Below are 22,091 nucleotides of genomic sequence, written 5' to 3'. Positions count from 1 at the left end.
ATTCAGTTTTAACGATTTGAAAGTTACAATAATGCCATATAGAAAAGTAGAGGCTGGCAATGCAACCAACCGACAAGCAGATTTACGCTAGATTATTTAGCTATGTAAAAGACTTTAAACTCGCTGCCGTATTTTCAGTAATTGGCATGATAGGGTACGCTGCGATGGACGCTTCGTTCGTTGCCTTAATGGATCCATTTATCGATGAGGGTCTCACAGCAGGCAATCGCGATGTACTAAAACTAGCGCCCTTTGTTGTCATCGCGTTAGTTATTGGTCGCGGTATATTTAACTATATGGCATCGTATTGCTTGTCTTATGTTGGGTCTCAGGTTGTTCGCACTTTGCGACAGCAACTATTTGAACATATGTTGTATCTACCAGTTTCATTTCATGATCAACATTCTAATGGTGAATTGATATCAAAAATCACTTTTGATACTGAGCAAGTACAGCAAGCCGTCACTAAGGCACTTCAAGTGCTGATCCGTGAAGGTGCATTTGTATTTTTCCTACTTATTACGATGTTTTATGCAAGTTGGCAGCTATCACTCATCTTCTTAGTTGTGGTACCAATCGTGGCGGTGATCGTTACTGTGGTGTCTAAGCGTTTTAAGAAAATTTCCAAGAATATTCAAGATGCGATGGGAGAAGTGACGAAAAGCTCTGAGCAAATGATGGCGGGTCATAAAGTTATTCATGGGTTTGGTGGTCAAGATAAAACTATCTCTCACTTTGCTAAAGTTAATAATCATAATCGCCAGCAACGCGTAAAAATGGATGCGACTAAAGCGCTGAGCGTGTCTATCATCCAAATCATAGCGGCGAGCGCAATGGCGGTGATACTCGCGATTGTCGCAATGCCTTCTATGGTAGATAAAATTTCATCGGGCACCTTTGTCACTTTGATCACCTCTATGATGATGATGCTGCGTCCTTTAAAACAACTTGCCAATGTGAATAGCGACTTGCAACGCGGTATCTCTGCGGCGAAAAGTGTGTTTGCGGTGATTGATCTTGAAAAAGAAAAGGACACTGGCACTCAGTCCTTATCTCGTGCTCAAGGTAACCTACAAGTCAAAGACTTAACCTTTACTTATCCATCTAAAAACGATCCGGTGATTGAGTCATTAAACCTTGAAATCAAAGCCGGGCAGAGTATTGCGTTGGTTGGCAGAAGTGGCTCAGGAAAATCAACGATTTCTAATCTATTACCGCGTTACTATGATATTGAAGCGGGCAGTATTGAGTTAGACGGCACGAACATAAATGATTACCAGCTTGCGGATCTACGCGCGCAGTTTTCCATCGTGTCGCAGCAAGTGGTGTTGTTTAATGACACTATTGCAAACAATATTATGTACTCGTTAAAGCAACCCTTATCGCAAGAAGCCCTCGAAAAAGTAGCAAAACAAGCCCACGTCTGGGAATTTGTTAAAGATCTTCCTGAGGGCCTAAATACTGTTGTTGGTGAAAATGGCGTGATGCTTTCTGGCGGACAACGACAACGTATCGCCATTGCGCGTGCTATTGTAAAAGATGCACCTATCCTTATTTTAGATGAAGCCACATCAGCACTAGACACGGAATCTGAGCGTTTGATCCAACAAGCGTTAGAAGAACTGATGGCTGATAAAACAACCATAGTGATTGCCCATCGGTTATCGACAATCGAGCGTTGTGACTGCATCTATGTGCTAGATAAAGGCAAAATCATCGAACAAGGCAAGCATGCTGAATTAGTCGCGCAGGAAGGGGTTTATCATGCACTTTGCAAAATGCAGTTTGGTGAGCAATAAATGGCATCAAAAATAGAGCAAAGTTGGTATAAAAAAGCGGGCGTACTGACGTTGTTATTACTTCCGTTAAGCCTGTTATTTGGACTTATTAGCTCGATAAGAAAGGGGCTTTATAAACTCGGTTTTTGCCCCGCGTATCGCTCGCCTGTTCCGGTTATTATTGTCGGTAACATCAGTGTGGGCGGTAATGGCAAAACGCCATTTGTGCTTTGGTTAGTGCCTTTTCTTGAAAAGCTTGGTTTTAAGGTTGGGGTGATCAGTCGAGGCTACGGTGCGAAACCCAGTTCAACACCGTTTTTGGTCACTGAAGCGACCTCAACGGAAGAGGGCGGTGATGAACCTTGTTTACTCGCCAAGCGGTTGAAATGCCCAGTGATGGTTGGTGCTGATAGACAAGCCAGTATCGAGAAATTATTGGATAGTAGCGATGTAAACATCATTGTCAGCGACGATGGGCTACAGCACTATAAATTGGCGCGAGATATTGAGTTCTGTATTGTTGATGCTGAACGGCGCTTTGGGAATGGCTTGTGGATGCCAGCAGGACCCCTTAGGGAGTTACCTAAGCGTATTCAGAGTGTCGATCTTGCCGTATATAATGGTGGGTGCGAAAGTTACTCCTATACGCTTGAGGCGGTTGGTTTTTTTCGTGTTACAGATGATAGTCCAGCATCCAATATTGAAATGGCTGGTGCTTCAGTCTGTGCTATCGGCAATCCCGCGCGATTTGAAAATACGCTACGAGATAGGGGGATTGTTCTGAGTGAAAGCCTACATTTTGCGGACCATCATCCATATCAAGCGTCCGACTTCTCGCAAATCGATAACGGCGCTATTTTTATGACAGAGAAAGATGCGGTAAAGTGTCGCACATTTGCAAAAGATAATTGGTATTACCTCAAAGTAGATGCCAAACCTACATCAGCGCTTGAAAAAGCGGTATTAAATTTACTTAAAAAGAAAGAGATTTATCATGGCCTTTGATACCAAATTACTAGAAATAATTGCCTGCCCAGTATGTAAAGGCAAATTAAGATATGACAAAGAAAACAAAGAGTTGATCAGCACAGCAGCTAAGCTTGCGTATCCAATTAAAGATGATATTCCTGTGCTATTGGAAAACGAAGCACGCGAGCTGAGCAGTGATGAGGTTGAGCAGTGGAATTCGTAGTCGTTATTCCGGCGCGTTATGCTTCAAGCAGGCTGCCTGGTAAACCACTTGCTGATATCGGCGGTAAACCAATGATCCAGCGTGTCTACGAACAAGCTATTCAATCTGGCGCTGCAGCGGTTTATATCGCAACCGATCACAGTGCGGTATTTGAGGCTGCGCAAGGCTTCACCGATAATGTGCTTATGACGCGTGAAGATCACCAATCTGGTACTGAGCGACTTGCCGAAGTTGTTGAACAACTGGGGCTGAACGAACAAACCTTGGTGGTCAACGTACAAGGTGATGAGCCACTACTAGAGCCTGATAACATCGCACAAGTCGCAGCACTACTGCATCATTCTGATGCACCGATGGCGACTTTGTGCGTTGATGTGGAAGATGTAGAAGAGGTGTTAAATCCGAATGCTGTGAAAGTGGTGTCTGATATTCAAGATAACGCGCTGTATTTCTCTCGCGCGTCTATTCCGTTTCAGCGCGACAGTATGTTAACGCTCGACAAAAATAACATTCCAGTGAGTCACTTTAGACGTCATGTTGGCATATATGCTTATCGTGCGGGCTTTATTCAAACCTATTTATCGCTAAGTGTTTCACCGCTAGAGTTGCAAGAGTCACTAGAGCAGCTACGCGTGCTGTATCATGGATACAAAATTAAGGTCGCTAAAGCGGCTAAGCCGGTGCATGCAGGAGTCGATACTCCCGAAGATTTAGCACGAGTTCAAGAGATACTGAATGGAAAAGTTTAAGCTCATTGCAGACGAGGCAGACTATGTAGTTGCATACAAACCTCAAGGTGTGAGTTTCCATAGTGAGGACGGTGCAGGTTTTGTTGCCTTACTGACGGAGCAATTAGGCTATCCCTTATTTGCGGTTCACCGCCTTGATAAAGTTACATCGGGACTCATTCTTTTAGCGAAGTCTAGCGAGACTGCAAAGCAGTTGACAAGCCTGTTTTCCGCCCGAAAAATAGATAAATTTTACTTGGCGTTAGTCAGTGCTAAACCGAAGAAAAAGCAAGGCTGGATAAAAGGCGATATGGCTAAGTCGCGTAGAGGCACTTATAAGCTGGTTAAAACTAAGCTAAATCCTGCGGTGACTCGATTTTATTCATGCTCTGTTGCGAGCAACCTACGCGCTTGTATCGTTAAACCGTTTAGCGGTAAAACACACCAAATTCGCGTGGCACTAAAAAGCATCGGTGCGCCAATTTTAGGTGATTTAGCCTATAGTGGAGAGCCTGCTGATAGAACGTATCTTCATGCATTTTGCCTTGAATTCGAGTGGCAAGGTAACCATCAACGTTATCAAGCGGTGCCTGAAGGTGAGGGTGCATTTGGCCATTTATTGGCACATGAAATCTTTGCAAGTTGGCAAAATCCAAGTCAATTAGAGTGGTAACATGACGGATTCGAATAGAGAACTAAGATTTGGCGGTATTGGTCGGTTATACGGTAACGCCGAGTTAGAAGCATTAAGTAGAGCACACTTTTGTGTTATTGGTATCGGTGGCGTTGGTAGCTGGGCTGTAGAAGCATTAGTGAGAACGGGTATAGGTAAGATTACGCTTATCGATATGGATGATATTTGTATAACTAACATTAACCGCCAGTTGCATGCTCATAGCGAAAGTATCGGGATGCAAAAGATTGAAGCAATGCGAGATCGCTGTCTTGCGATTAACCCAGATTGTGAAGTTACCCTGATCGATGATTTTTTGATGTTAGATAACATTAGAAACTACATTCAAGGCTTTGATTATGTTATTGACTGTATCGACGCGGTTAAAGAGAAAGCGGCGCTAATCGCACATTGTAAGCGTAATAAAATACCGGTGATCACCACAGGAGGTGCAGGCGGTCAAACCGATCCTAGCCAGATCCAATATGGGGATGTGGCAAAGACAACCCATGATCCGTTGCTGGCAAAAGTACGTTATATTCTCAGAAAACAATATAATTTTAGCGATAATCCAAAACGTAAATTTGGCGTGGATTGTGTGTATTCCACAGAGCAACTCGTTTACCCAAGTACCGACGGCACCGTGTGCAAGGCAAAGCAACAAGCTGAAGGTGGGAAAAATATGGACTGCGCGACCGGGTTTGGCTCTGCTACTATGGTAACCGGGAGTTTTGGTTTTTTTGCGGCGTCCAAAGCAATACGCAAGTACCTAGATAAACAAAGCAAAAGCAGCGAATAAGTGTGCTCGTTCGAGCACCTTATATCACTTTATTTTAATAACTCCGCCTTTGCTTGGATCTGTTCAACAATCGCACGTATACCATTACCTCTTGATGGGCTTAGGTGAGCAATTAATCCAAGCGACTCAAACAGTTCATAAGCATTAAACTGACTTGCTTGCTCTGGTGTTTTACTTGCGTACGCTGCAATGATGATTGCAAGTAATCCTTTGACAATACGCGTATCTGAGTCGGCAATGAGTACGAGCTGCTGCGCGTTTTCATCTAAGTCCAGATAGAGCCAAACCTTACTATCACAGCCTGACACTAACGCTGAGTCGACTTTCAGCGCATCAGGAAGCGCTGGAAGTTGTTTACCTAGCAGCATAATTTCACGGTACTTGGCTTGCCAGCCATGACTTTCAGATAATTTTTTTGTGATATGTTCAATATTCATAAGTTTAATCTAATAATTCTATTGTGGCATTTAACGCATTAATAAAATGCTCAATATCATCTTGGTTATTATAAAAAGCCAAACTTGCACGCACTGTCCCGTTAACCTTGAGCATTTTCATAAGAGGCTGAGTACAATGATGTCCGCTTCTGACTGCTACGCCGTATGTATTGAGTAGTGTGGCAAGATCGTAGTGATGCTCGCTTTTATAGTTAAAACTGACTACGCCAACATTGTTTTGTGTATCGCCATAAACCGTGATGCCTTCAATCTGTCTTAGCTTTTCTAAAAGGGCGTGGTAGAGCGTTTGCTCATATCGTTGAAGTGCACTGTGCTCAATCTTGTTTATATAATCTATCGCTGCGGCAAAACCGATAACGCCAGAAATATTGGGCGTGCCGGGTTCAAACTTGCCAGGTGCCTCTCGATAGCTGGATCGCTCGAAGCTCACTTCTTTTATCATTTCGCCGCCGGTTTTATACACGGGGAGCGCATTTAGTTGCTGGTATTTACCATAAAGCCCGCCGACACCTGTTGGTCCAAGCGCTTTATGAGCTGAAAAAACATAAAAGTCGCAATCCAGTGCCTTCAGATCAGGCCTTAAATGCAGTAAAGACTGTGCGCCGTCGATAACCGTGATGGTACCCAATGCCTTACAAACCGAAATGAGCGACTTAATTGGATGAATATTCCCAAGTGCGTTTGAAACGTGGCCCATTGCTAACACATCAGGTTTATGTTGTTTTAACAGCGCAATAGCGCCTTGCTCATCGAGGATGCCGTCTAACATAGGTAACACTAATAAAGTTGCCCCGGTACGTTGACAGGCTTCTTGCCAAGGCACTACGTTAGCGTGATGTTCAAAAGGACTGATGGCAATGACGCTGTCTGAATTGAAGCATGCACTCAGGCCATGAGCCAACAAATTTAGAGATTCAGTAGCGCCGCTGGTCCATACTATTTCTCGTGTTTCTACATTTAAAAAATTTGCAACTGTTTCTCGGGCACTTTCGTAGCGAACGGTGGCGTTTTCACTAAGCGTGTGTAAACCTCTATGTACGTTTGAATTCTCATCTTGATAAAAAGATTTTATGACATCGATGACTTTGTTCGGTTTTTGCGCAGTTGCAGCAGAGTCAAGATAGCAAAGCGGCTGTCCATCAAGTTGTTTGTTCAAAATTGGAAAGTCGTTGCGCAGAGATTGAATGTCAGTCATAACGTACCTGAGTTAATTGAGCAGCGCGATTCTAACGAATACGCGGCGATATTAAAACAAAAAAGGCCGCATTAAGCGGCCTTTTCAAACACAATAACGAGATTATCTGTCGTTTTGTGTTTTGTAGTCGCGAGACGTGTAGCCTTTGTAAAGCTGACGCGGACGACCAATTTTGTGTCCTGGTTGAGAAAGCATTTCGTTCCAGTGTGAAATCCAACCCACAGTACGAGACATCGCGAAGATAACCGTAAACATGCTTGTTGGAATACCGATTGCTTTAAGAATGATACCAGAATAGAAGTCTACATTCGGGTATAGTTTCTTCTCGATGAAGTAAGGGTCTTCTAGGGCAATCTGTTCAAGTTTCATTGCTACGTCAAGCAGTGGATCTTGAATGTTTAGCTCTTTAAGCACTTCGTGACACGTTTGACGCATTACCGTCGCACGTGGGTCAAAGTTTTTATAAACGCGGTGACCAAAGCCCATTAGACGGAACGGATCGTTCTTGTCTTTTGCTTTTGCAACGTACTCGTCAATACGATCAACAGAGCCAATTTCTTCAAGCATCGTTAAACATGCTTCGTTTGCGCCGCCGTGTGCAGGGCCCCAAAGTGATGCAATACCTGCCGCGATACATGCGTATGGGTTTGCACCTGAAGAGCCAGCAAGACGAACGGTTGAAGTTGACGCGTTTTGCTCGTGGTCTGCGTGAAGCATGAAAATACGATCCATTGCTTTAGCAAGCACTGGGCTGACGTTATAGTCTTCAGCTGGTACAGAGAACATCATGTGAAGGAAGTTTTCTGCGTAGCTCAAGTCGTTACGTGGGTATACGAAAGGTTGGCCAACGTTATATTTGTACGCCATTGCAGCAATCGTTGGTAGCTTAGCTACTAATTTGATTGCACAACGCATACGCTGGTCTTCATCAGAAATATCCAAATCTGAGTGATAGAACGAAGATAACGCACCAACTACACCACATAGCATTGCCATAGGGTGCGCATCGACACGGAAACCTTGGAAAAACGCAGCGATTTTCTCGTGCATCATTGTGTTGCGAGTGATCTCATCTGAGAACTCAGCTAGTTGTTCTTCGCTTGGTAATTCACCATTTAATAGTAGGTAGCAAAGTTCAATATAGTTAGAATTTTCAGCAAGTTGCTCAATTGGATAACCGCGGTGAAGCAGTACACCTTTGGCACCGTCAATATAAGTGATAGACGAGTCACAAGAGGCAGTCGACATAAATCCTGGGTCATACGTAAATAGGCCGTGAGCACCTAAAGAACGAACGTCAACTACGTCTTGACCAGCTGTACCCTCGTAAATCGGTAACTCAATCGGATCGTGACCATCAATATGGACTGTGGCTTTTTTATCTGCCATCTATTTGTCTCCTATTTAATAACAATATTCTGATTGTTATGTTGTGATACTAATGTTAAGCAAATTCAGATCATTCTAACTTATAACCTAGGTCAAAAGTCAATTTTTCTGTGATTTATGCATAAATGTATAATAAATATTCTACGACGATTAAATATTAGACCATTCGCTAATTCGCAAGCGTCTCTATCTAAACAAGAATTGTAAAAGGGCGCATAGCCTTATATACTGTCAACGGTTTTATACCGTATCGTCTGTAGGTAAACCTATTTTTACATCAATTTTTACACTCAAGTGAACTATTTGGTGTCCAAATTGGTTTATCTAGAGTGTGCTGCTTGCATTTGAGAATATGTAGGTGGGTTTCATAAAAACAAGTAGATGGCTCCTTGTGGGCAAAGATGGGCAAGTAACTGTGAAAATGCAAAGACCTGTAAATCTAGATCTTACGACTATATCTATGCCAATAACGGCTAAAGCGTCGATTCTTCACCGTATCACTGGTGTAGCGTTCTTTTTCGCTTTAACCTTTGTGATTTGGGCTTGGTCTGAATCTCTCTCTTCTTCTGAAGGCTTCATGTTTGTAAAAGAACTGATGACTAGCTTTGTCGCGAAATTCATCGCGTGGGGCACCCTAACTGTATTGTCTTACCACGTTATCGCTGGTATCCGTCACATGATACAGGACAAGGGGTGTTGGGAAGAATTAGAATCAAGCGCGAATAGCGCGAAAGTTGCACTAGCGCTTTGGGCTGTTTTAGCAATTTTAGCTGGAGTATGGATATGGTCTTAAATCAAGCGACTCTTAAGCGTGATGGCGTACAAGACTTCGTGTCATTACGCACAACTGCGTTAATTATCCTAGCTTATGCTGTATTTATCATAGGCTATTTATTATTGACTCCTGAACTGACCTATGAAGCTTGGTCAGGGTTGTTCTCAAACTTAGCTGTTAAAGCAGCGACGATGATCACACTCGTTTGTATCATGGTGCATACACGCATTGGTTTGTGGCAGGTTCTAACTGACTACGTTAAGAACTCGACAACTCGCACTGTCCTTGGCTTTGTATTAAACCTAATGGCAATAGCTTACGTAGCTATTGGTCTATTTGTTCTATGGGGTGTTTAAGTGAAATATAACGTACGCGAATTTGACGCAGTTGTAGTTGGTGCTGGTGGCGCAGGTATGCGCGCGGCACTCGCTATTTCAGAATCAGGTAAAACTTGTGCTCTTATTTCAAAAGTTTTCCCAACTCGTTCCCACACAGTATCTGCGCAAGGTGGTATTACAGTCGCGCTAGGTAATTCTCATGAGGATAACTGGGAATGGCACATGTACGATACGGTTAAAGGGTCAGACTACATTGGTGACCAAGATGCCATCGAATACATGACTAAAACGGGTCCTGAAGCTATTACTGAGCTTGAGAACATGGGACTACCTTTTTCTCGTTTTGAAAATGGTCGCGTTTATCAGCGCCCATTCGGTGGTCAGTCTAAAAACTTCGGCGGTGAGCAGGCTGCACGTACAGCTGCGGCTGCTGACCGTACTGGTCACGCATTATTACATTGCTTGTATCAGCAAAACGTGAAAAACAAAACAAACGTGTTCTCAGAGTGGTATGCGCTTGATTTAGTTAAAAACGACAAAGGCGACGTCGTTGGTGTTACCGCGATTGATATCGAAAGTGGCGAAGTCGTTTATTTCAAGTCTAAAGCAGTGGTATTAGCAACGGGTGGTGCAGGTCGTATTTACGCATCTACTACTAACGCACACATTAACACTGGTGATGGTGTTGGTATGGCAGTGCGTGCTGGTATTTCAATGCAAGACATGGAAATGTGGCAGTTCCACCCAACCGGTATTGCAGGTGCAGGTACGCTTGTGACAGAAGGCTGTCGCGGTGAAGGTGGTTACCTTCTAAACAAAGACGGTGAACGCTTCATGGAGCGTTATGCACCTAACGCAAAAGACTTAGCTGGTCGTGACGTTGTTGCACGTGCAATGATGACAGAAATTCGTGAAGGCCGTGGCTGTGAGGGTCCTTGGGGTACACATATCAAGCTTAAACTCGATCACCTTGGTGAAGAGATGCTAAATCTACGTTTACCTGGCGTATGTGACCTTTCTAAGACGTTCGCGCATGTTGACCCTGCTAAAGAACCAATTCCGGTTATCCCAACATGTCACTACATGATGGGTGGTGTACCAACGAATGTGAATGGCCAAGTGTTAAGTGTTAGTGAAAATGGTGATGAGCGTATCATCGAAGGTTTATTCGCTGTAGGTGAAATTGCGTGCGTATCAGTACACGGCGCAAACCGCTTAGGTGGTAACTCGTTGCTTGATTTAGTTGTATTTGGCCGTGCGGCAGGTAACTTCCTAGGCACGTACCTAAACAACTTCGAGTCTACTGGTGAAGCATCAAAAGATGATGTTGATAACGCGTTCGCACGTTACAATCGCTGGGAGTCGTCTGAAGCTGGTAAAGGTGAAGATCCAGTACAAATTAAAAAAGACCTCCAAGAGTGTATGCAGCTTAACTTCTCTGTATTTAGAGAAGGCGATGCAATGGCTGAGGGCCTTAAAGAGCTTAAAGAAATCCGCGAGCGTCTTAAGCATGCTCGTCTAGATGACAAGTCATCTGAGTTCAATACGCAACGTATTGAGTGTTTAGAACTAGATAACTTGATGGAAACAGCGTACTCGACAGCAGTAGCCGCTAACTTCCGTACAGAGAGTCGTGGTGCACATTCACGTTTTGACTTCCCAGAGCGTGACGATGAGAACTGGCTGTGCCACTCAGTTCATCACCCGGGGTCTGATTCGATGACTAAGCGTGAAGTAAACTTTGCGCCTACAACTCGTGAAGCCTTCCCGCCAAAAGCACGTACATACTAGGAGTTCAACGATGGCGACTTTAGAATTATCAGTTTATCGTTACAATCCTGATGAAGATTCAGCACCGCGTATGCAGGACTATACTCTAGAAGTAGAGGAAGGTCGTGACATGATGGTGTTGGACGCTCTGATGCAATTAAAAGAGCAAGATCCAACTTTATCTTTCCGTCGTTCATGTCGTGAGGGCGTTTGTGGCTCTGACGGCGTAAACATGAACGGTAAGAACGGCCTTGCCTGTATTACTCCAATTTCTGCGGTGCAGAAAGGTGGAAAAGGTAAGATCATTATTCGTCCATTACCGGGTTTACCAGTAATTCGTGACCTAGTAATTGACATGAGTCAGTTCTATACGCAGTACGAGAAGGTAAAGCCGTTTTTGATCAACGACAAGCCGACTGGCGGTGTTGAACGTCTTCAGTCTATTGAAGAACGTGAAAAGCTAGATGGTCTGTATGAATGTATTCTTTGTGCATGTTGTTCAACGTCTTGTCCTTCGTTCTGGTGGAATCCAGACAAGTTCATCGGTCCGGCAGGTCTTCTACACGCTTATCGTTTCTTGGCTGATAGCCGCGATACAGCAACGGAAGAACGTCTTGCAGGCCTTGATGATGCGTTCAGTGTATTCCGTTGTCACGGTATCATGAACTGTGTTAACGTTTGTCCAAAAGGTCTTAATCCAACTAAGGCAATTGGGCATATTAAATCAATGTTGTTAAACCGTTCGGTATAACACATACTACTAGCTAAGATGGCAAGCAAATGCTTGCCATCTTGTTTTCGTTTGGGTTTCTGCGCTAGATAAAAGGGCTAATAGATGCACGAAGGTGTGATGAAGGCATGGCTAGAATCTTCGCATTTGTACGGCGGTAACGTTGCGTACGTAGAAGATCTATATGAAGCGTATTTAGATGATGCAGCTTCAGTGCCAGAAGAGTGGCGAGAGGTGTTTGATCAACTACCAAAAGTTGATGGTGTGGATGTTGACACAAAGCATTCAGAAGTGAGAACGCAATTTGCGGAACTTGCTAAAAACAAACACAGAGAAGTCGTGGTTTCTGCAGAAGGTTCTGCTGATGCCAAACAAGTTAAAGTTCTGCAGTTAATTAATGCATTCCGTTTCAGAGGTCATCAGAACGCAAACCTAGATCCTCTAGGGATTTGGGATAGAGAGCGTGTTCGCGATCTTGACCCTGCTTTTCATGATTTAACCGATGCAGACTTAGATAAAGAATTTAACGTTGGCTCATTTGCTTGTGGCAAAGAGACAATGAAACTCAAAGACTTGTACGCTGCGCTTAAAGCGACATACTGTGGCTCTATCGGCGCTGAGTACATGCACATCACGTCTACCGAAGAAAAGCGTTGGCTACAACAGCGTTTGGAATCGTCCTTCTCGAGACCACAGTTCGACAAAGAAACCAAACTAAGAATCTATAAAGGCCTTACTGCTGCAGACGGCTTAGAAAAGTATCTGGGTGCAAAATTTCCGGGTGCGAAGCGTTTCTCTTTAGAAGGCGGTGATTCACTTGTGCCTATGCTGAAAGAGCTTATTCATCGTGCTGGTGAAAGTGGTCAGCAAGAAGCCGTAATTGGTATGGCTCACCGTGGTCGTCTAAACGTACTAGTGAATGTACTGGGTAAAAACCCACAAGAACTATTTGACGAGTTTGCTGGTAAATACGGTGAACATGCAGGTTCGGGTGATGTTAAATACCACATGGGTTTCTCTTCTGACTTTGGTACGAAGGGTGGCAATGTTCACATGGCATTGGCATTTAACCCATCTCACCTTGAAATTGTAAACCCAGTAGTAATGGGCTCGGTACGTGCTCGTCTTGACCGACTAAATTGCCAAAGTGGCTCTAAAGCACTACCAATCACAATTCACGGTGACTCTGCAATCGCAGGTCAAGGTGTCGTACAAGAAACGTTTAACTTATCGCAAACACGTGCATACGGCGTTGGCGGTTCGATCCGTATCGTAGTTAATAACCAAGTAGGTTTCACTACATCAAAACGCGAAGATACTCGTTCGACTGAATACTGCACTGATATCGCTAAAATGGTTCAGGCACCTATCTTCCACGTTAACGCTGACGACCCAGAAGCTGTTGCATTTGTTACACAAGTTGCACTTGATTTCCGTAACAAGTTCAAACGTGATGTGGTCATTGACTTAGTATGTTACCGTCGCCACGGCCACAACGAAGCTGATGAGCCAAATGCGACTCAGCCGTTGATGTATCAAAAGATCAAAAAGCACCCAGTACCTCGTCAATTATATGCTGATCAGCTCGTACGTGAAGGTGTGATTTCTGAAGATGATGCGAAGCAGATTGCCGACGATTACCGTAATGGTCTTGATAAAGGTGTTTGTGTAGTAGAAGAAATTCAAAAAGAAACCAAGCATTCTTCTGATTGGTCTAAGTATGTTGGTCACGACTGGGACGCGCCTTATGAGCCAAAAGTTGCGTTAGATAAGCTTAAAGCGCTTGGCGAAAAGATTGCGAACTATCCTGAAACGCATAAAGCACAATCACGCGTTAAAAAGATTTACGACGACCGTAAACTAATGGCGCAAGGCGAGAAAATGCTTGATTGGGGTATGGCTGAGACATTGGCTTACGCGACTTTAGTTGACGAAGGCACAGACGTACGTCTTACTGGCCAGGATTCTGGTCGTGGCACATTCTTCCATCGTCATGCTGTAGTACATAACCAAAAAGACGCGTCTACTTATCTTCCGCTACAAAACATTCGTGAAGGCCAAGGCCTGTTCGAAGTGTACGATTCAGTATTGTCGGAAGAGGCGGTACTTGCATTCGAGTATGGTTATGCGACAGCAGAGCCAACGTCATTGGTACTGTGGGAAGCGCAATTCGGTGATTTTGCCAACGGTGCTCAAGTCGTATTTGACCAATTCCTTAGCTCAGGTGAACAGAAGTGGGGCCGTCTATGTGGTTTAACACTTTTACTTCCTCACGGCTATGAAGGTCAAGGTCCAGAGCACAGTTCTTCGCGCTTAGAGCGTTATTTGCAGCTTTGTGCTGACCACAATATGCAAGTATGTGTACCGTCAACACCAGCGCAAGTATACGCAATGTTACGTCGTCAATCGGTTCGTCCACTGCGTCGTCCATTGATCGTAATGACGCCTAAGTCGCTATTACGCCACCCACTAGCGGTTTCTAGCCTAGAAGAGCTATCTGAAGGCGTATTCAACAACATGATCGATGAGATTGATGATATCAATCCTGAAAACGTTGAGCGTGTGGTGTTCTGTAGCGGTAAGGTTTATTACGAACTACTGCAAGAACGTCGTAAGCAGGAACTTAACAACGTTGCTATCGTTCGTGTTGAACAGCTATATCCTTTCCCTCACAAAGAGATGGATGAGATCATGGCTCGTTACCAGCACGTAAAAGATTTTGTTTGGTGTCAAGAAGAGCCACAAAACCAAGGTGCTTGGTACTGTTCACAGCATCATTTCTGGGAAGCTATCCCAGCTGGCGCAAATCTGACGTATGCAGGCCGTAAGGCTTCAGCTGCACCAGCATGTGGATACATGTCTACACATACTAAAGAACAAAACGCGTTAATTGCTGACGCTTTAACAATTAAGAAATAAGGAATAAGAGATGACAACCGAAATTAAGGTGCCTGTTCTTCCTGAGTCTGTTGCAGATGCAACGGTTGCTACATGGCATGTAAGCGTTGGCGATAAAGTGACTCGCGATCAAAACTTAGTTGACATCGAAACGGATAAGGTCGTTTTAGAAGTGGTAGCACCAGAAGATGGTGTTATCGTTGCAATTTCTGAAGAAGAAGGCGCAACCGTTCTTGGCGAACAAGTTATTGCACAACTAGGTGCTGCTGATGAAGCAGCAGCGCCTGCTCAATCAAATGAAAAACCAGCAGCGTCAGAATCGGCGCCAGCAGCAGAAGGTAAAGAAGTGGACATTAAAGTACCTGTACTTCCTGAGTCAGTAGCAGATGCTACTATCGCAACTTGGCACGTTCAACCAGGAGAAGCGGTTAGCCGCGACCAGAACCTAGTTGATATTGAAACTGATAAAGTGGTTCTTGAAGTTGTTGCACCTGAAGACGGTGTGATGGGTGAGCACATCCACGCTGAAGGTGAGACTGTACTAGGTGATCAAGTTATCGGTAAAATCGTTGCCGGTGGTGCACCAGCTGCATCATCAAGTGCTAAGAAAGAAGAAGCACCAGCAGCTGCTTCTGACGAAAACTCAGATGTACTAACGCCATCTGTTCGTCGTCTTATCGCAGAAAAAGGCCTTGATGCTGCTAAGATCAAAGGTTCTGGTAAAGGCGGTCGCATTACTAAGGAAGACGTTGATGCTTTCCTAAAAGCACCAGCAAAATCAGAGTCTAAGCCTGCGGCTTCTGCACCAGCAGCGCCTGTAGGTGAACGTACACAAAAGCGTGTACCTATGACTCGTCTGCGTAAGACAATCGCTAACCGTCTATTAGAAGCGAAGAACTCAACAGCAATGCTGACGACGTTCAACGAAGTAAATATGAAGCCAATCATGGATCTTCGTAAGCAATACCAAGAAGTTTTTGAGAAGCGTCACGGTATCCGTTTAGGTTTCATGTCTTTCTACGTGAAAGCAGTAACGGAAGCCCTTAAGCGTTTCCCTGAAGTAAACGCGTCAATCGACGGTGATGATATCGTTTACCACAACTACTTTGATATCAGCATCGCGGTATCAACGCCTCGTGGTCTAGTGACTCCGGTACTACGTGATTGCGATAAGCTTTCAGTTGCTGAAATCGAAAAGAACATTCGTGAACTGGCTATCAAAGGCCGTGACGGTAAGCTAACAGTAGATGATATGACTGGCGGTAACTTCACAATCACCAACGGTGGTGTGTTTGGTTCACTACTTTCTACGCCTATCATCAACTTGCCACAATCTTCAATCTTGGGTATGCACAAAATCCAAGAGCGTCCTATGGCAGTAAATGGTAAGGTTGAAATCTTACCTATGATGTATCTAGCGCTTTCTTATGACCACCGTCAAATCGATGGTAAAGAGTCAGTTGGCTTCCTAGTGACGATTAAAGAGTTGCTTGAAGATCCAACACGTTTACTACTAGACGTATAATATTTGTTTAAAGAATAAGCTGTATGCTCGCATGCAGCTTTTTTTTTGCGCCTTTGGTCTAAGTGGGGTTTTCATCAGAAGCCTTGGGATCTATACTATGTGCGCAATTTGGGATAGCTGACTATTTGCATAAATATTCAGCTTTTTTAGTATAAAAAATTGGATAAAGCATCATGAATTTGCATGAGTATCAGGCAAAACAACTTTTTGCCGAATATGGTTTACCTGTATCAGAAGGCTTTGCTTGTGATACACCTCAAGAAGCAGTAGAAGCTGCTGGTAAAATCGGTGGAGACAAGTGGGTTGTTAAGTGTCAAGTACACGCTGGCGGCCGTGGTAAAGCTGGCGGTGTTAAACTTGCAGACAGCAAAGACGAAATCCGCGCATTCGCTGAAAACTGGTTAGGTAAAAACCTAGTTACTTACCAAACAGACGAGAAAGGTCAGCCAGTTGCTAAAATCTTAGTAGAAAGCTGCACTGATATTGCAAATGAACTATACCTAGGTGCTGTTGTTGACCGTGGTTCACGTAAGATCGTGTTCATGGCATCAACTGAAGGTGGTGTAGAAATTGAACAAGTTGCAGAAGAAACGCCTGAACTAATTCATAAAGCTGAGATCGACCCACTTGTAGGTCCTCAAGCTTATCAAGGTCGTGAGCTAGCGTTCAAACTAGGTTTGAACCCAACTCAAGTTAAGCAGTTCACTAAGATCTTCATGGGTCTAGCGCAAATGTTTATCAACCACGACTTTGCACTACTAGAGATCAACCCGCTAGTAATCACAGACGCTGGTAACCTACACTGCCTAGACGGCAAAATCGGTGTTGACGGTAACGCATTATTCCGCCAGCCTAAGATCCGTGAATTCCACGATCCTTCACAAGAAGATGCACGTGAAGCTCACGCTGCAAGCTTCGAGTTAAACTACGTTGCTCTAGACGGTAACGTTGGTTGTATGGTTAACGGTGCAGGCCTTGCGATGGGTACTATGGACATCGTAAACCTACACGGCGGCAAGCCAGCTAACTTCCTAGACGTTGGTGGCGGCGCGACGAAAGAGCGTGTATCTGAAGCATTTAAGATCATCCTTTCTGATGACAATGTTAAAGCAGTATTAGTTAACATCTTCGGTGGTATCGTACGTTGTGACATGATCGCTGAAGGTATTATCGGTGCGGTTAAAGAAGTTGGCGTAAACGTACCAGTAGTTGTACGTCTTGAAGGTACTAACGCTGAAGCTGGTCGTGAAGTACTAGCTAACTCTGGCCTTGACATCATTGCAGCTGAGTCACTAACTGACGCTGCTGAGAAAGTAGTTGCTGCTGCGGAGGGCAAATAATGTCTGTACTAATTAACAAAGATACTAAAGTAATCTGTCAAGGTTTCACTGGTGGTCAGGGTACTTTCCACTCTGAGCAAGCTATCCAGTACGGTACGCAAATGGTTGGTGGTGTTTCTCCTGGTAAAGGCGGCACAACTCACCTAGGTCTACCTGTATTTAACACAGTACGTGAAGCGGTAGAGTCAACTGGTGCAACTGCATCTGTTATCTACGTACCAGCAGCATTTTGTAAAGACGCTATCCTTGAAGCGATCGACGCAGGTATCGAGCTAATCGTATGTATCACTGAAGGCATCCCTACACTAGACATGGTTGATGTTAAAGTGAAGCTAGAAGAAACTGGCGTTCGCATGATTGGTCCTAACTGCCCAGGTGTTATCACTCCAGGTGAAACTAAGATCGGTATCATGCCAGGTCACATCCACATGCCTGGTAAAGTAGGTATCGTGTCACGTTCTGGTACTTTGACTTATGAAGCAGTTAAGCAAACAACTGACGCTGGCTTCGGTCAATCTACTTGTGTTGGTATCGGTGGTGACCCAATCCCAGGCACTAACTTCATCGACGTACTAGAGATGTTCCAAAACGATCCGCAAACTGAAGCTATCGTCATGATCGGTGAGATCGGTGGTACAGCTGAAGAAGAAGCGGCTGAGTACATCAAGCACAACGTAACTAAGCCTGTAGTTTCTTACATCGCCGGTGTTACAGCACCTCCAGGTAAGCGTATGGGTCATGCTGGTGCAATTATCGCAGGTGGTAAAGGTACAGCTGACGAGAAATTCGCAGCACTTGAAGCAGCGGGTGTTAAAACCGTTCGCTCTCTTGCAGAAATCGGTTCTGCACTAAAAGAGAAAGCGGGTTGGTAAGTTAATACCACGTGTTAAAAAGGCTCCTTACGGAGCCTTTTTTGATCTAGTTATACCTATTGTATGAGTGAATTATGCCTTTTCATAAACTCGGTCAGTTTTGTGAAGCCACAAGAAATGAATTATTAACATTTATTAGGGAGAATCCAACGTTTGGTACAAAGCGCTGCGGCCGCAATGAAATATTGTTGCAGCAAGGACAAATGCAACATTATGGCTTCTTTATCCACTCTGGCAAGCTCGTCTCATCGGTAGTAAATGAAGTAGGGGAACTAAGACATAAGGAGTTCTATTTTGCTGGCGAACTTTGTATTTTATTTGCTGAGTGGATCCAAAAATCTCCTAGCTTCTATCAAATCTCTGCGCTGGATGATGCAAAGGTTGTACTCGTTCCGTTAGCCAAATTGGAACAAGATAATCTCCGCGCACTTAAATTAAAATTATTACAACAACAGTTGCTATTCAAAGAAGCAAAAGAAGCGTTTCTATTACTAAATACGCTTGAGCAAAGGTATTGTTTTTTGCGTGACGAACGTCCACATTGGGTTAATGGTTTGGCAAATTATGATCTTGCTAATTATTTGGGTGTAACGCCTCAAGGCTTATCACGGTTAAAGTCGCGAGTAAACAATGCACAAGTGCCCACAACTAAGCGCTAGCTCAAAGACTATATTCACGCTCTACCTTGGCAATACGAGTTGTATAGCTTTGATACCATTTCTTATTACCGCTTTTTTGTGCCTCAATATGCTCAGCATTGGCTTTCCATGCTCTGATTGACTCAAGGTCTCGCCAATAAGAAACCGTGATCCCAACCTCTTCACGCGCAGATTCTAATCCTAAAAAGCCAGGTTGAAGCTGTGCAAGCTCGACCATTCTCGACGCGGTTCGGGCGTAGCCCTCATCGTCTTCATTTTTTATATTGGTAAAAATTACTGCGTAATAGGGTGGTGGTGGGGTAGTTGCAATCATAAGTTGTAGCGCAGTAAATTGTAGATGCTATGTTTATACCAATTAAGCTGTGCTTAAATCAATCACGATAAATGATGAGTTACTCATCAGAGCAACTCAGCATTTATTTTTAATATCATTCAACCCCAAAAGGATTGTCTATGCTGTGCGCAGGCTCAGTAAACCAACGCGGACCATCGTCGGTCATATAGAAATGATCTTCCAAGCGAATGCCAAATTCATCAGGAATAACCAGCATAGGTTCGTTTGAAAAGCACATTCCAGCTGCAAGCGGTTCTGGGTTGTCTTTGACTAAATAAGGCCATTCGTGGATATCTAAGCCGATCCCATGCCCAGTGCGATGTGGGCAACCTGGTAGTTGATAATCAGGACCGAGCCCATTGTTGGCAATATACTCTCTCGCGGCCTTATCAACAGCGCCACAGGGCGCCCCAATTTTGGCTGCATTAAATGCTGCAATTTGCGCTTGCTTCTCGATTTGCCAAACGGACTTTTGCTTTTCACTGGGGTCGCCAAAAACATAAGTACGGGTGATATCGCTAAGATAGCCGTGTAACTTACAACCAGTGTCGACGAGAACCACATCGCCTTTTTTCAGCGTTTGTGGATTTTTTACACCATGTGGGAATGACGACGCCACACCAAATAGCACAATACAAAAATAATTGCCCGGCGCCCCCACTTTTTTGTGCGCTTCATTAATAAAGGCTTCAACTTCGGTTGTGGTGATCCCTTCATACAGCATAGATGCCGTTGCTTTATGTACGGCAAGTGTCATGTCCATTGCGCGTTGAATAAGGGCAATTTCATTGGCCGACTTATGCATTCTACAATGCGCGGTTACTGCCTTTGCATTAATAAGCGAAAGCCCAGGTGCCGCGAGTTTGATCCCATCAGCAACAAAAAACGCAGTGCTTTCGTCAATGGCGAGTGTGCCTGTTCTATCAATATTGAGTGTGTTAAGTACGTTTGCGACGAGCTCGTAAGGAGATTCTTCTTCTTGCCAAGCATGAATAGGGCCTTCAATCAGCCAATAATCCTTAATAGAGCCGATTTCAAAAAATGGGACGATAAACTGAACTTGTCCATTGGCGGGTAAAATAGCACCAACCAAACGTTCACTGGCGTACCATTGTAAACCAGTAAAGTACTTTAAATTTGTACCAGCATTTAAATAGAGCGCATCAATGTTGTTTTGTTGCATATATTGTTGAGCTTTCTCTATTCTTGCTAAATACTCGCTTTCGCCAATTGGCGCTATGCCTTTGGTCATATCTTCTAAGTTATCTAGCGCTTGCTGCGCGCTTTGGTATGCAATACCTTTCATTTTTGTGCTCCTTGTCTAATTAAATCGAGCAATACTAAAAGGAGTAAGATCGATGTCGTTGGGCTTGTTGTCAATAAGATCTGCGATACATTCACTGGAAATTGCGGCTTGGGTCAGTCCTAAGTGCTGATGACCCAGTGCAAAATAAACGTGGTGATGATTTGGCGCTTGTCCGATGACAGGTAAATAATCTGGGAGTGAGGGACGGCAGCCAACCCACAAGTTATCATTTTGTTGTGGCAGCGATGAGTTTAACAATATACTTGCATGATGCAATAATGCGTGAGCACGGCTGTAATTGGGCTTACTCTCCAGTGTGGCAAATTCTACTGTTCCGGCCAGTCGCAAACCTTGTGACATGGGCGTCATGATAAACCCTCGTTCACTTGATGCGACCGGTCTTGTAAGCGTATTATTCACTGCCAACATGTTGTGATAACCGCGCTCGGCAATCATGGGCAGTGAGTAACCTAAAGACGCACAGAGCGTTTTACTTGCAGCACCCGTTGCCACAACCACTTTGTTAAAGGTCATCTTGTGGTTATTCGAGTTGAGTGTGTAGCCATGCTCTGTGTGGGTAATATTGTCGATTGAGCCTTGCTTGAACGTACCGCCTAGCTGCATAAACTGCTCATATAACGTCAAACAAAGGGCGTAGGGGTCTGTGCTATGCGCGACTTTATCAAAATACAGTGCCGAGGTAATGGTACTTGATAGGCTCGGCTCCATTTCTCGGGCTTGATCGCCTGTTAGTAAGCTCACTGAGATGTCTTGTTCGGCGTATTTGTTATAGCTTTGACGCGCAGAGCTTTCGTCACCTTCAAATACCAGTAAACTGCCGTTACTAGATATAAGTGTATGATATTTGTCACCAAGTAAACGCTGATATGCGGGTAGTGCGCGTTCATTTAAACTTCTAAGTGCGATTGTACCTTTATGGAAGCAGCTACTTTTCATTTGCTTTAAGAATCGTACAAACCAAGGAATATTTTTGAGCAAAGAGGTGGTCTCAATTCGCAAAGGCCCCATCGGATTGACTAACATGCCAGGCACTTTTGTTAGTAAAGCTGCATCTGCCATGGGAAATACCTGTTCTGTGGCAAAATGCCCCGCGTTACCCTTAGAACATCCCTCTGCGGGCTGATTTTTATCGAGTAATGTAACAGCGTGGCCTCGTCGAGCCAATTGCAGTGCTGTGGTGATCCCAATAACCCCTGCACCTATCACTGCAATTTTATTATTATTTTCCACAATTTACCTCACCACCCTAAATTGTATTTCCACATAGCCATCAATCAGGCCTCATTTAAATACCAACAAGAAAAAATTTAA

General features: G+C 44.1%; 21 protein-coding genes. 15 read left to right on the top strand and 6 right to left on the bottom strand.

The window, feature by feature from the left end; all coding sequences use genetic code 11:
* Nucleotides 1–59: 59 nt before the first annotated feature.
* Genes msbA through tcdA form a run of 6 tightly spaced genes read left to right on the top strand, consistent with a single transcriptional unit; the run spans nucleotide 60 to nucleotide 5,170 of the window.
* On the top strand, nucleotides 60–1,799 hold the full coding sequence (gene msbA / locus DRB05_RS18575; protein ID WP_128728242.1) for a lipid A export permease/ATP-binding protein MsbA: 1,740 nt from the start codon (nucleotides 60–62) through the stop codon (nucleotides 1,797–1,799).
* Nucleotides 1,800–2,783: a tetraacyldisaccharide 4'-kinase gene (gene lpxK / locus DRB05_RS18570; protein WP_128728241.1), complete on the top strand. Its 984-nt coding sequence runs from the start codon at nucleotides 1,800–1,802 to the stop codon at nucleotides 2,781–2,783.
* Nucleotides 2,773–2,970: a Trm112 family protein gene (locus DRB05_RS18565; protein ID WP_010371492.1), complete on the top strand. Its 198-nt coding sequence runs from the start codon at nucleotides 2,773–2,775 to the stop codon at nucleotides 2,968–2,970. The genes lpxK and DRB05_RS18565 overlap by 11 nt, the downstream gene beginning before the upstream one ends.
* Nucleotides 2,958–3,719: a 3-deoxy-manno-octulosonate cytidylyltransferase gene (kdsB, locus tag DRB05_RS18560; RefSeq protein ID WP_128728240.1), complete on the top strand. Its 762-nt coding sequence runs from the start codon at nucleotides 2,958–2,960 to the stop codon at nucleotides 3,717–3,719. Before DRB05_RS18565 ends, kdsB begins: the two co-directional genes overlap by 13 nt.
* Nucleotides 3,706–4,371 (top strand): TIGR01621 family pseudouridine synthase, encoded by a 666-nt coding sequence (locus tag DRB05_RS18555; protein ID WP_128728239.1) that lies wholly within the window; start codon nucleotides 3,706–3,708, stop codon nucleotides 4,369–4,371. Before kdsB ends, DRB05_RS18555 begins: the two co-directional genes overlap by 14 nt.
* Nucleotide 4,372: 1 nt before the next feature.
* Nucleotides 4,373–5,170, top strand: a complete 798-nt coding sequence (gene tcdA / locus DRB05_RS18550; protein WP_128728238.1) for a tRNA cyclic N6-threonylcarbamoyladenosine(37) synthase TcdA — start codon at nucleotides 4,373–4,375, stop codon at nucleotides 5,168–5,170.
* A gap of 29 nt (nucleotides 5,171–5,199) precedes the next feature.
* On the opposite strand, the gene DRB05_RS18545 is transcribed toward tcdA, so the two are convergent.
* The 3 genes from DRB05_RS18545 to DRB05_RS18535 form a co-directional block, all read right to left on the bottom strand.
* Nucleotides 5,200–5,607 (bottom strand): SufE family protein, encoded by a 408-nt coding sequence (locus DRB05_RS18545; protein WP_128728237.1) that lies wholly within the window; start codon nucleotides 5,605–5,607, stop codon nucleotides 5,200–5,202.
* A gap of 4 nt (nucleotides 5,608–5,611) precedes the next feature.
* Nucleotides 5,612–6,823 (bottom strand): cysteine desulfurase, encoded by a 1,212-nt coding sequence (locus tag DRB05_RS18540; RefSeq protein WP_128728236.1) that lies wholly within the window; start codon nucleotides 6,821–6,823, stop codon nucleotides 5,612–5,614.
* A 102-nt stretch (nucleotides 6,824–6,925) separates the two neighbouring features.
* On the bottom strand, nucleotides 6,926–8,212 hold the full coding sequence (locus DRB05_RS18535) for a citrate synthase (protein WP_010371472.1): 1,287 nt from the start codon (nucleotides 8,210–8,212) through the stop codon (nucleotides 6,926–6,928).
* Nucleotides 8,213–8,627: 415 nt separating this feature from the next.
* On the opposite strand from DRB05_RS18535, the gene sdhC reads away from it, so the two are divergent.
* The 9 genes from sdhC to DRB05_RS18490 all read left to right on the top strand — a co-directional run bounded on the left by sdhC (nucleotide 8,628) and on the right by DRB05_RS18490 (nucleotide 19,119).
* Nucleotides 8,628–9,005, top strand: a complete 378-nt coding sequence (sdhC, locus tag DRB05_RS18530; RefSeq protein WP_128728235.1) for a succinate dehydrogenase, cytochrome b556 subunit — start codon at nucleotides 8,628–8,630, stop codon at nucleotides 9,003–9,005.
* On the top strand, nucleotides 8,996–9,343 hold the full coding sequence (sdhD, locus tag DRB05_RS18525) for a succinate dehydrogenase, hydrophobic membrane anchor protein (RefSeq protein WP_128728234.1): 348 nt from the start codon (nucleotides 8,996–8,998) through the stop codon (nucleotides 9,341–9,343). The genes sdhC and sdhD overlap by 10 nt, the downstream gene beginning before the upstream one ends.
* Nucleotides 9,344–11,116, top strand: a complete 1,773-nt coding sequence (sdhA, locus tag DRB05_RS18520; protein WP_128728233.1) for a succinate dehydrogenase flavoprotein subunit — start codon at nucleotides 9,344–9,346, stop codon at nucleotides 11,114–11,116.
* A gap of 10 nt (nucleotides 11,117–11,126) precedes the next feature.
* Complete coding sequence (locus DRB05_RS18515; protein ID WP_128728232.1) at nucleotides 11,127–11,846, top strand: succinate dehydrogenase iron-sulfur subunit; 720 nt, start codon at nucleotides 11,127–11,129, stop codon at nucleotides 11,844–11,846.
* Between the two features lie 84 nt (nucleotides 11,847–11,930).
* Nucleotides 11,931–14,744 carry a 2-oxoglutarate dehydrogenase E1 component gene (sucA, locus tag DRB05_RS18510; protein WP_128728231.1) on the top strand — a complete coding sequence of 938 codons (2,814 nt, stop codon included), beginning with the start codon at nucleotides 11,931–11,933 and terminating at the stop codon, nucleotides 14,742–14,744.
* Between the two features lie 10 nt (nucleotides 14,745–14,754).
* The gene (gene odhB / locus DRB05_RS18505) at nucleotides 14,755–16,248 is read left to right on the top strand and encodes a 2-oxoglutarate dehydrogenase complex dihydrolipoyllysine-residue succinyltransferase (protein ID WP_045989062.1); all 1,494 of its coding nucleotides are present in this window, start codon (nucleotides 14,755–14,757) and stop codon (nucleotides 16,246–16,248) included.
* Between the two features lie 173 nt (nucleotides 16,249–16,421).
* Nucleotides 16,422–17,588, top strand: coding sequence for an ADP-forming succinate--CoA ligase subunit beta (gene sucC, locus DRB05_RS18500; protein ID WP_010371452.1), 1,167 nt, complete (start codon nucleotides 16,422–16,424; stop codon nucleotides 17,586–17,588).
* Nucleotides 17,588–18,460, top strand: coding sequence for a succinate--CoA ligase subunit alpha (gene sucD / locus DRB05_RS18495; RefSeq protein WP_099641555.1), 873 nt, complete (start codon nucleotides 17,588–17,590; stop codon nucleotides 18,458–18,460). The genes sucC and sucD overlap by 1 nt, the downstream gene beginning before the upstream one ends.
* 74 nt (nucleotides 18,461–18,534) lie before the next feature.
* The gene (locus tag DRB05_RS18490) at nucleotides 18,535–19,119 is read left to right on the top strand and encodes a Crp/Fnr family transcriptional regulator (protein WP_128728230.1); all 585 of its coding nucleotides are present in this window, start codon (nucleotides 18,535–18,537) and stop codon (nucleotides 19,117–19,119) included.
* Nucleotide 19,120: 1 nt separating this feature from the next.
* Here DRB05_RS18490 and DRB05_RS18485 read toward each other — a convergent pair whose 3' ends face one another.
* The 3 genes from DRB05_RS18485 to DRB05_RS18475 all read right to left on the bottom strand — a co-directional run bounded on the left by DRB05_RS18485 (nucleotide 19,121) and on the right by DRB05_RS18475 (nucleotide 22,010).
* A complete protein-coding gene (locus tag DRB05_RS18485; protein WP_128728229.1) occupies nucleotides 19,121–19,432 on the bottom strand; it encodes an antibiotic biosynthesis monooxygenase in 312 nt (103 codons plus the stop codon).
* A 115-nt stretch (nucleotides 19,433–19,547) separates the two neighbouring features.
* Nucleotides 19,548–20,759, bottom strand: a complete 1,212-nt coding sequence (locus DRB05_RS18480; RefSeq protein ID WP_128728228.1) for a Xaa-Pro peptidase family protein — start codon at nucleotides 20,757–20,759, stop codon at nucleotides 19,548–19,550.
* Between the two features lie 15 nt (nucleotides 20,760–20,774).
* A complete protein-coding gene (locus tag DRB05_RS18475) occupies nucleotides 20,775–22,010 on the bottom strand; it encodes an FAD-dependent oxidoreductase (protein ID WP_128728227.1) in 1,236 nt (411 codons plus the stop codon).
* Nucleotides 22,011–22,091: the final 81 nt, after the last annotated feature.

Origin of the sequence: Pseudoalteromonas sp. A757 (assembly GCF_004103285.1) — a bacterium.
Taxonomy (GTDB): domain Bacteria; phylum Pseudomonadota; class Gammaproteobacteria; order Enterobacterales; family Alteromonadaceae; genus Pseudoalteromonas; species Pseudoalteromonas galatheae.
Note: the sequence above shows the minus strand (reverse complement) of the source record. Positions and strands in the feature narration are given on the sequence as shown.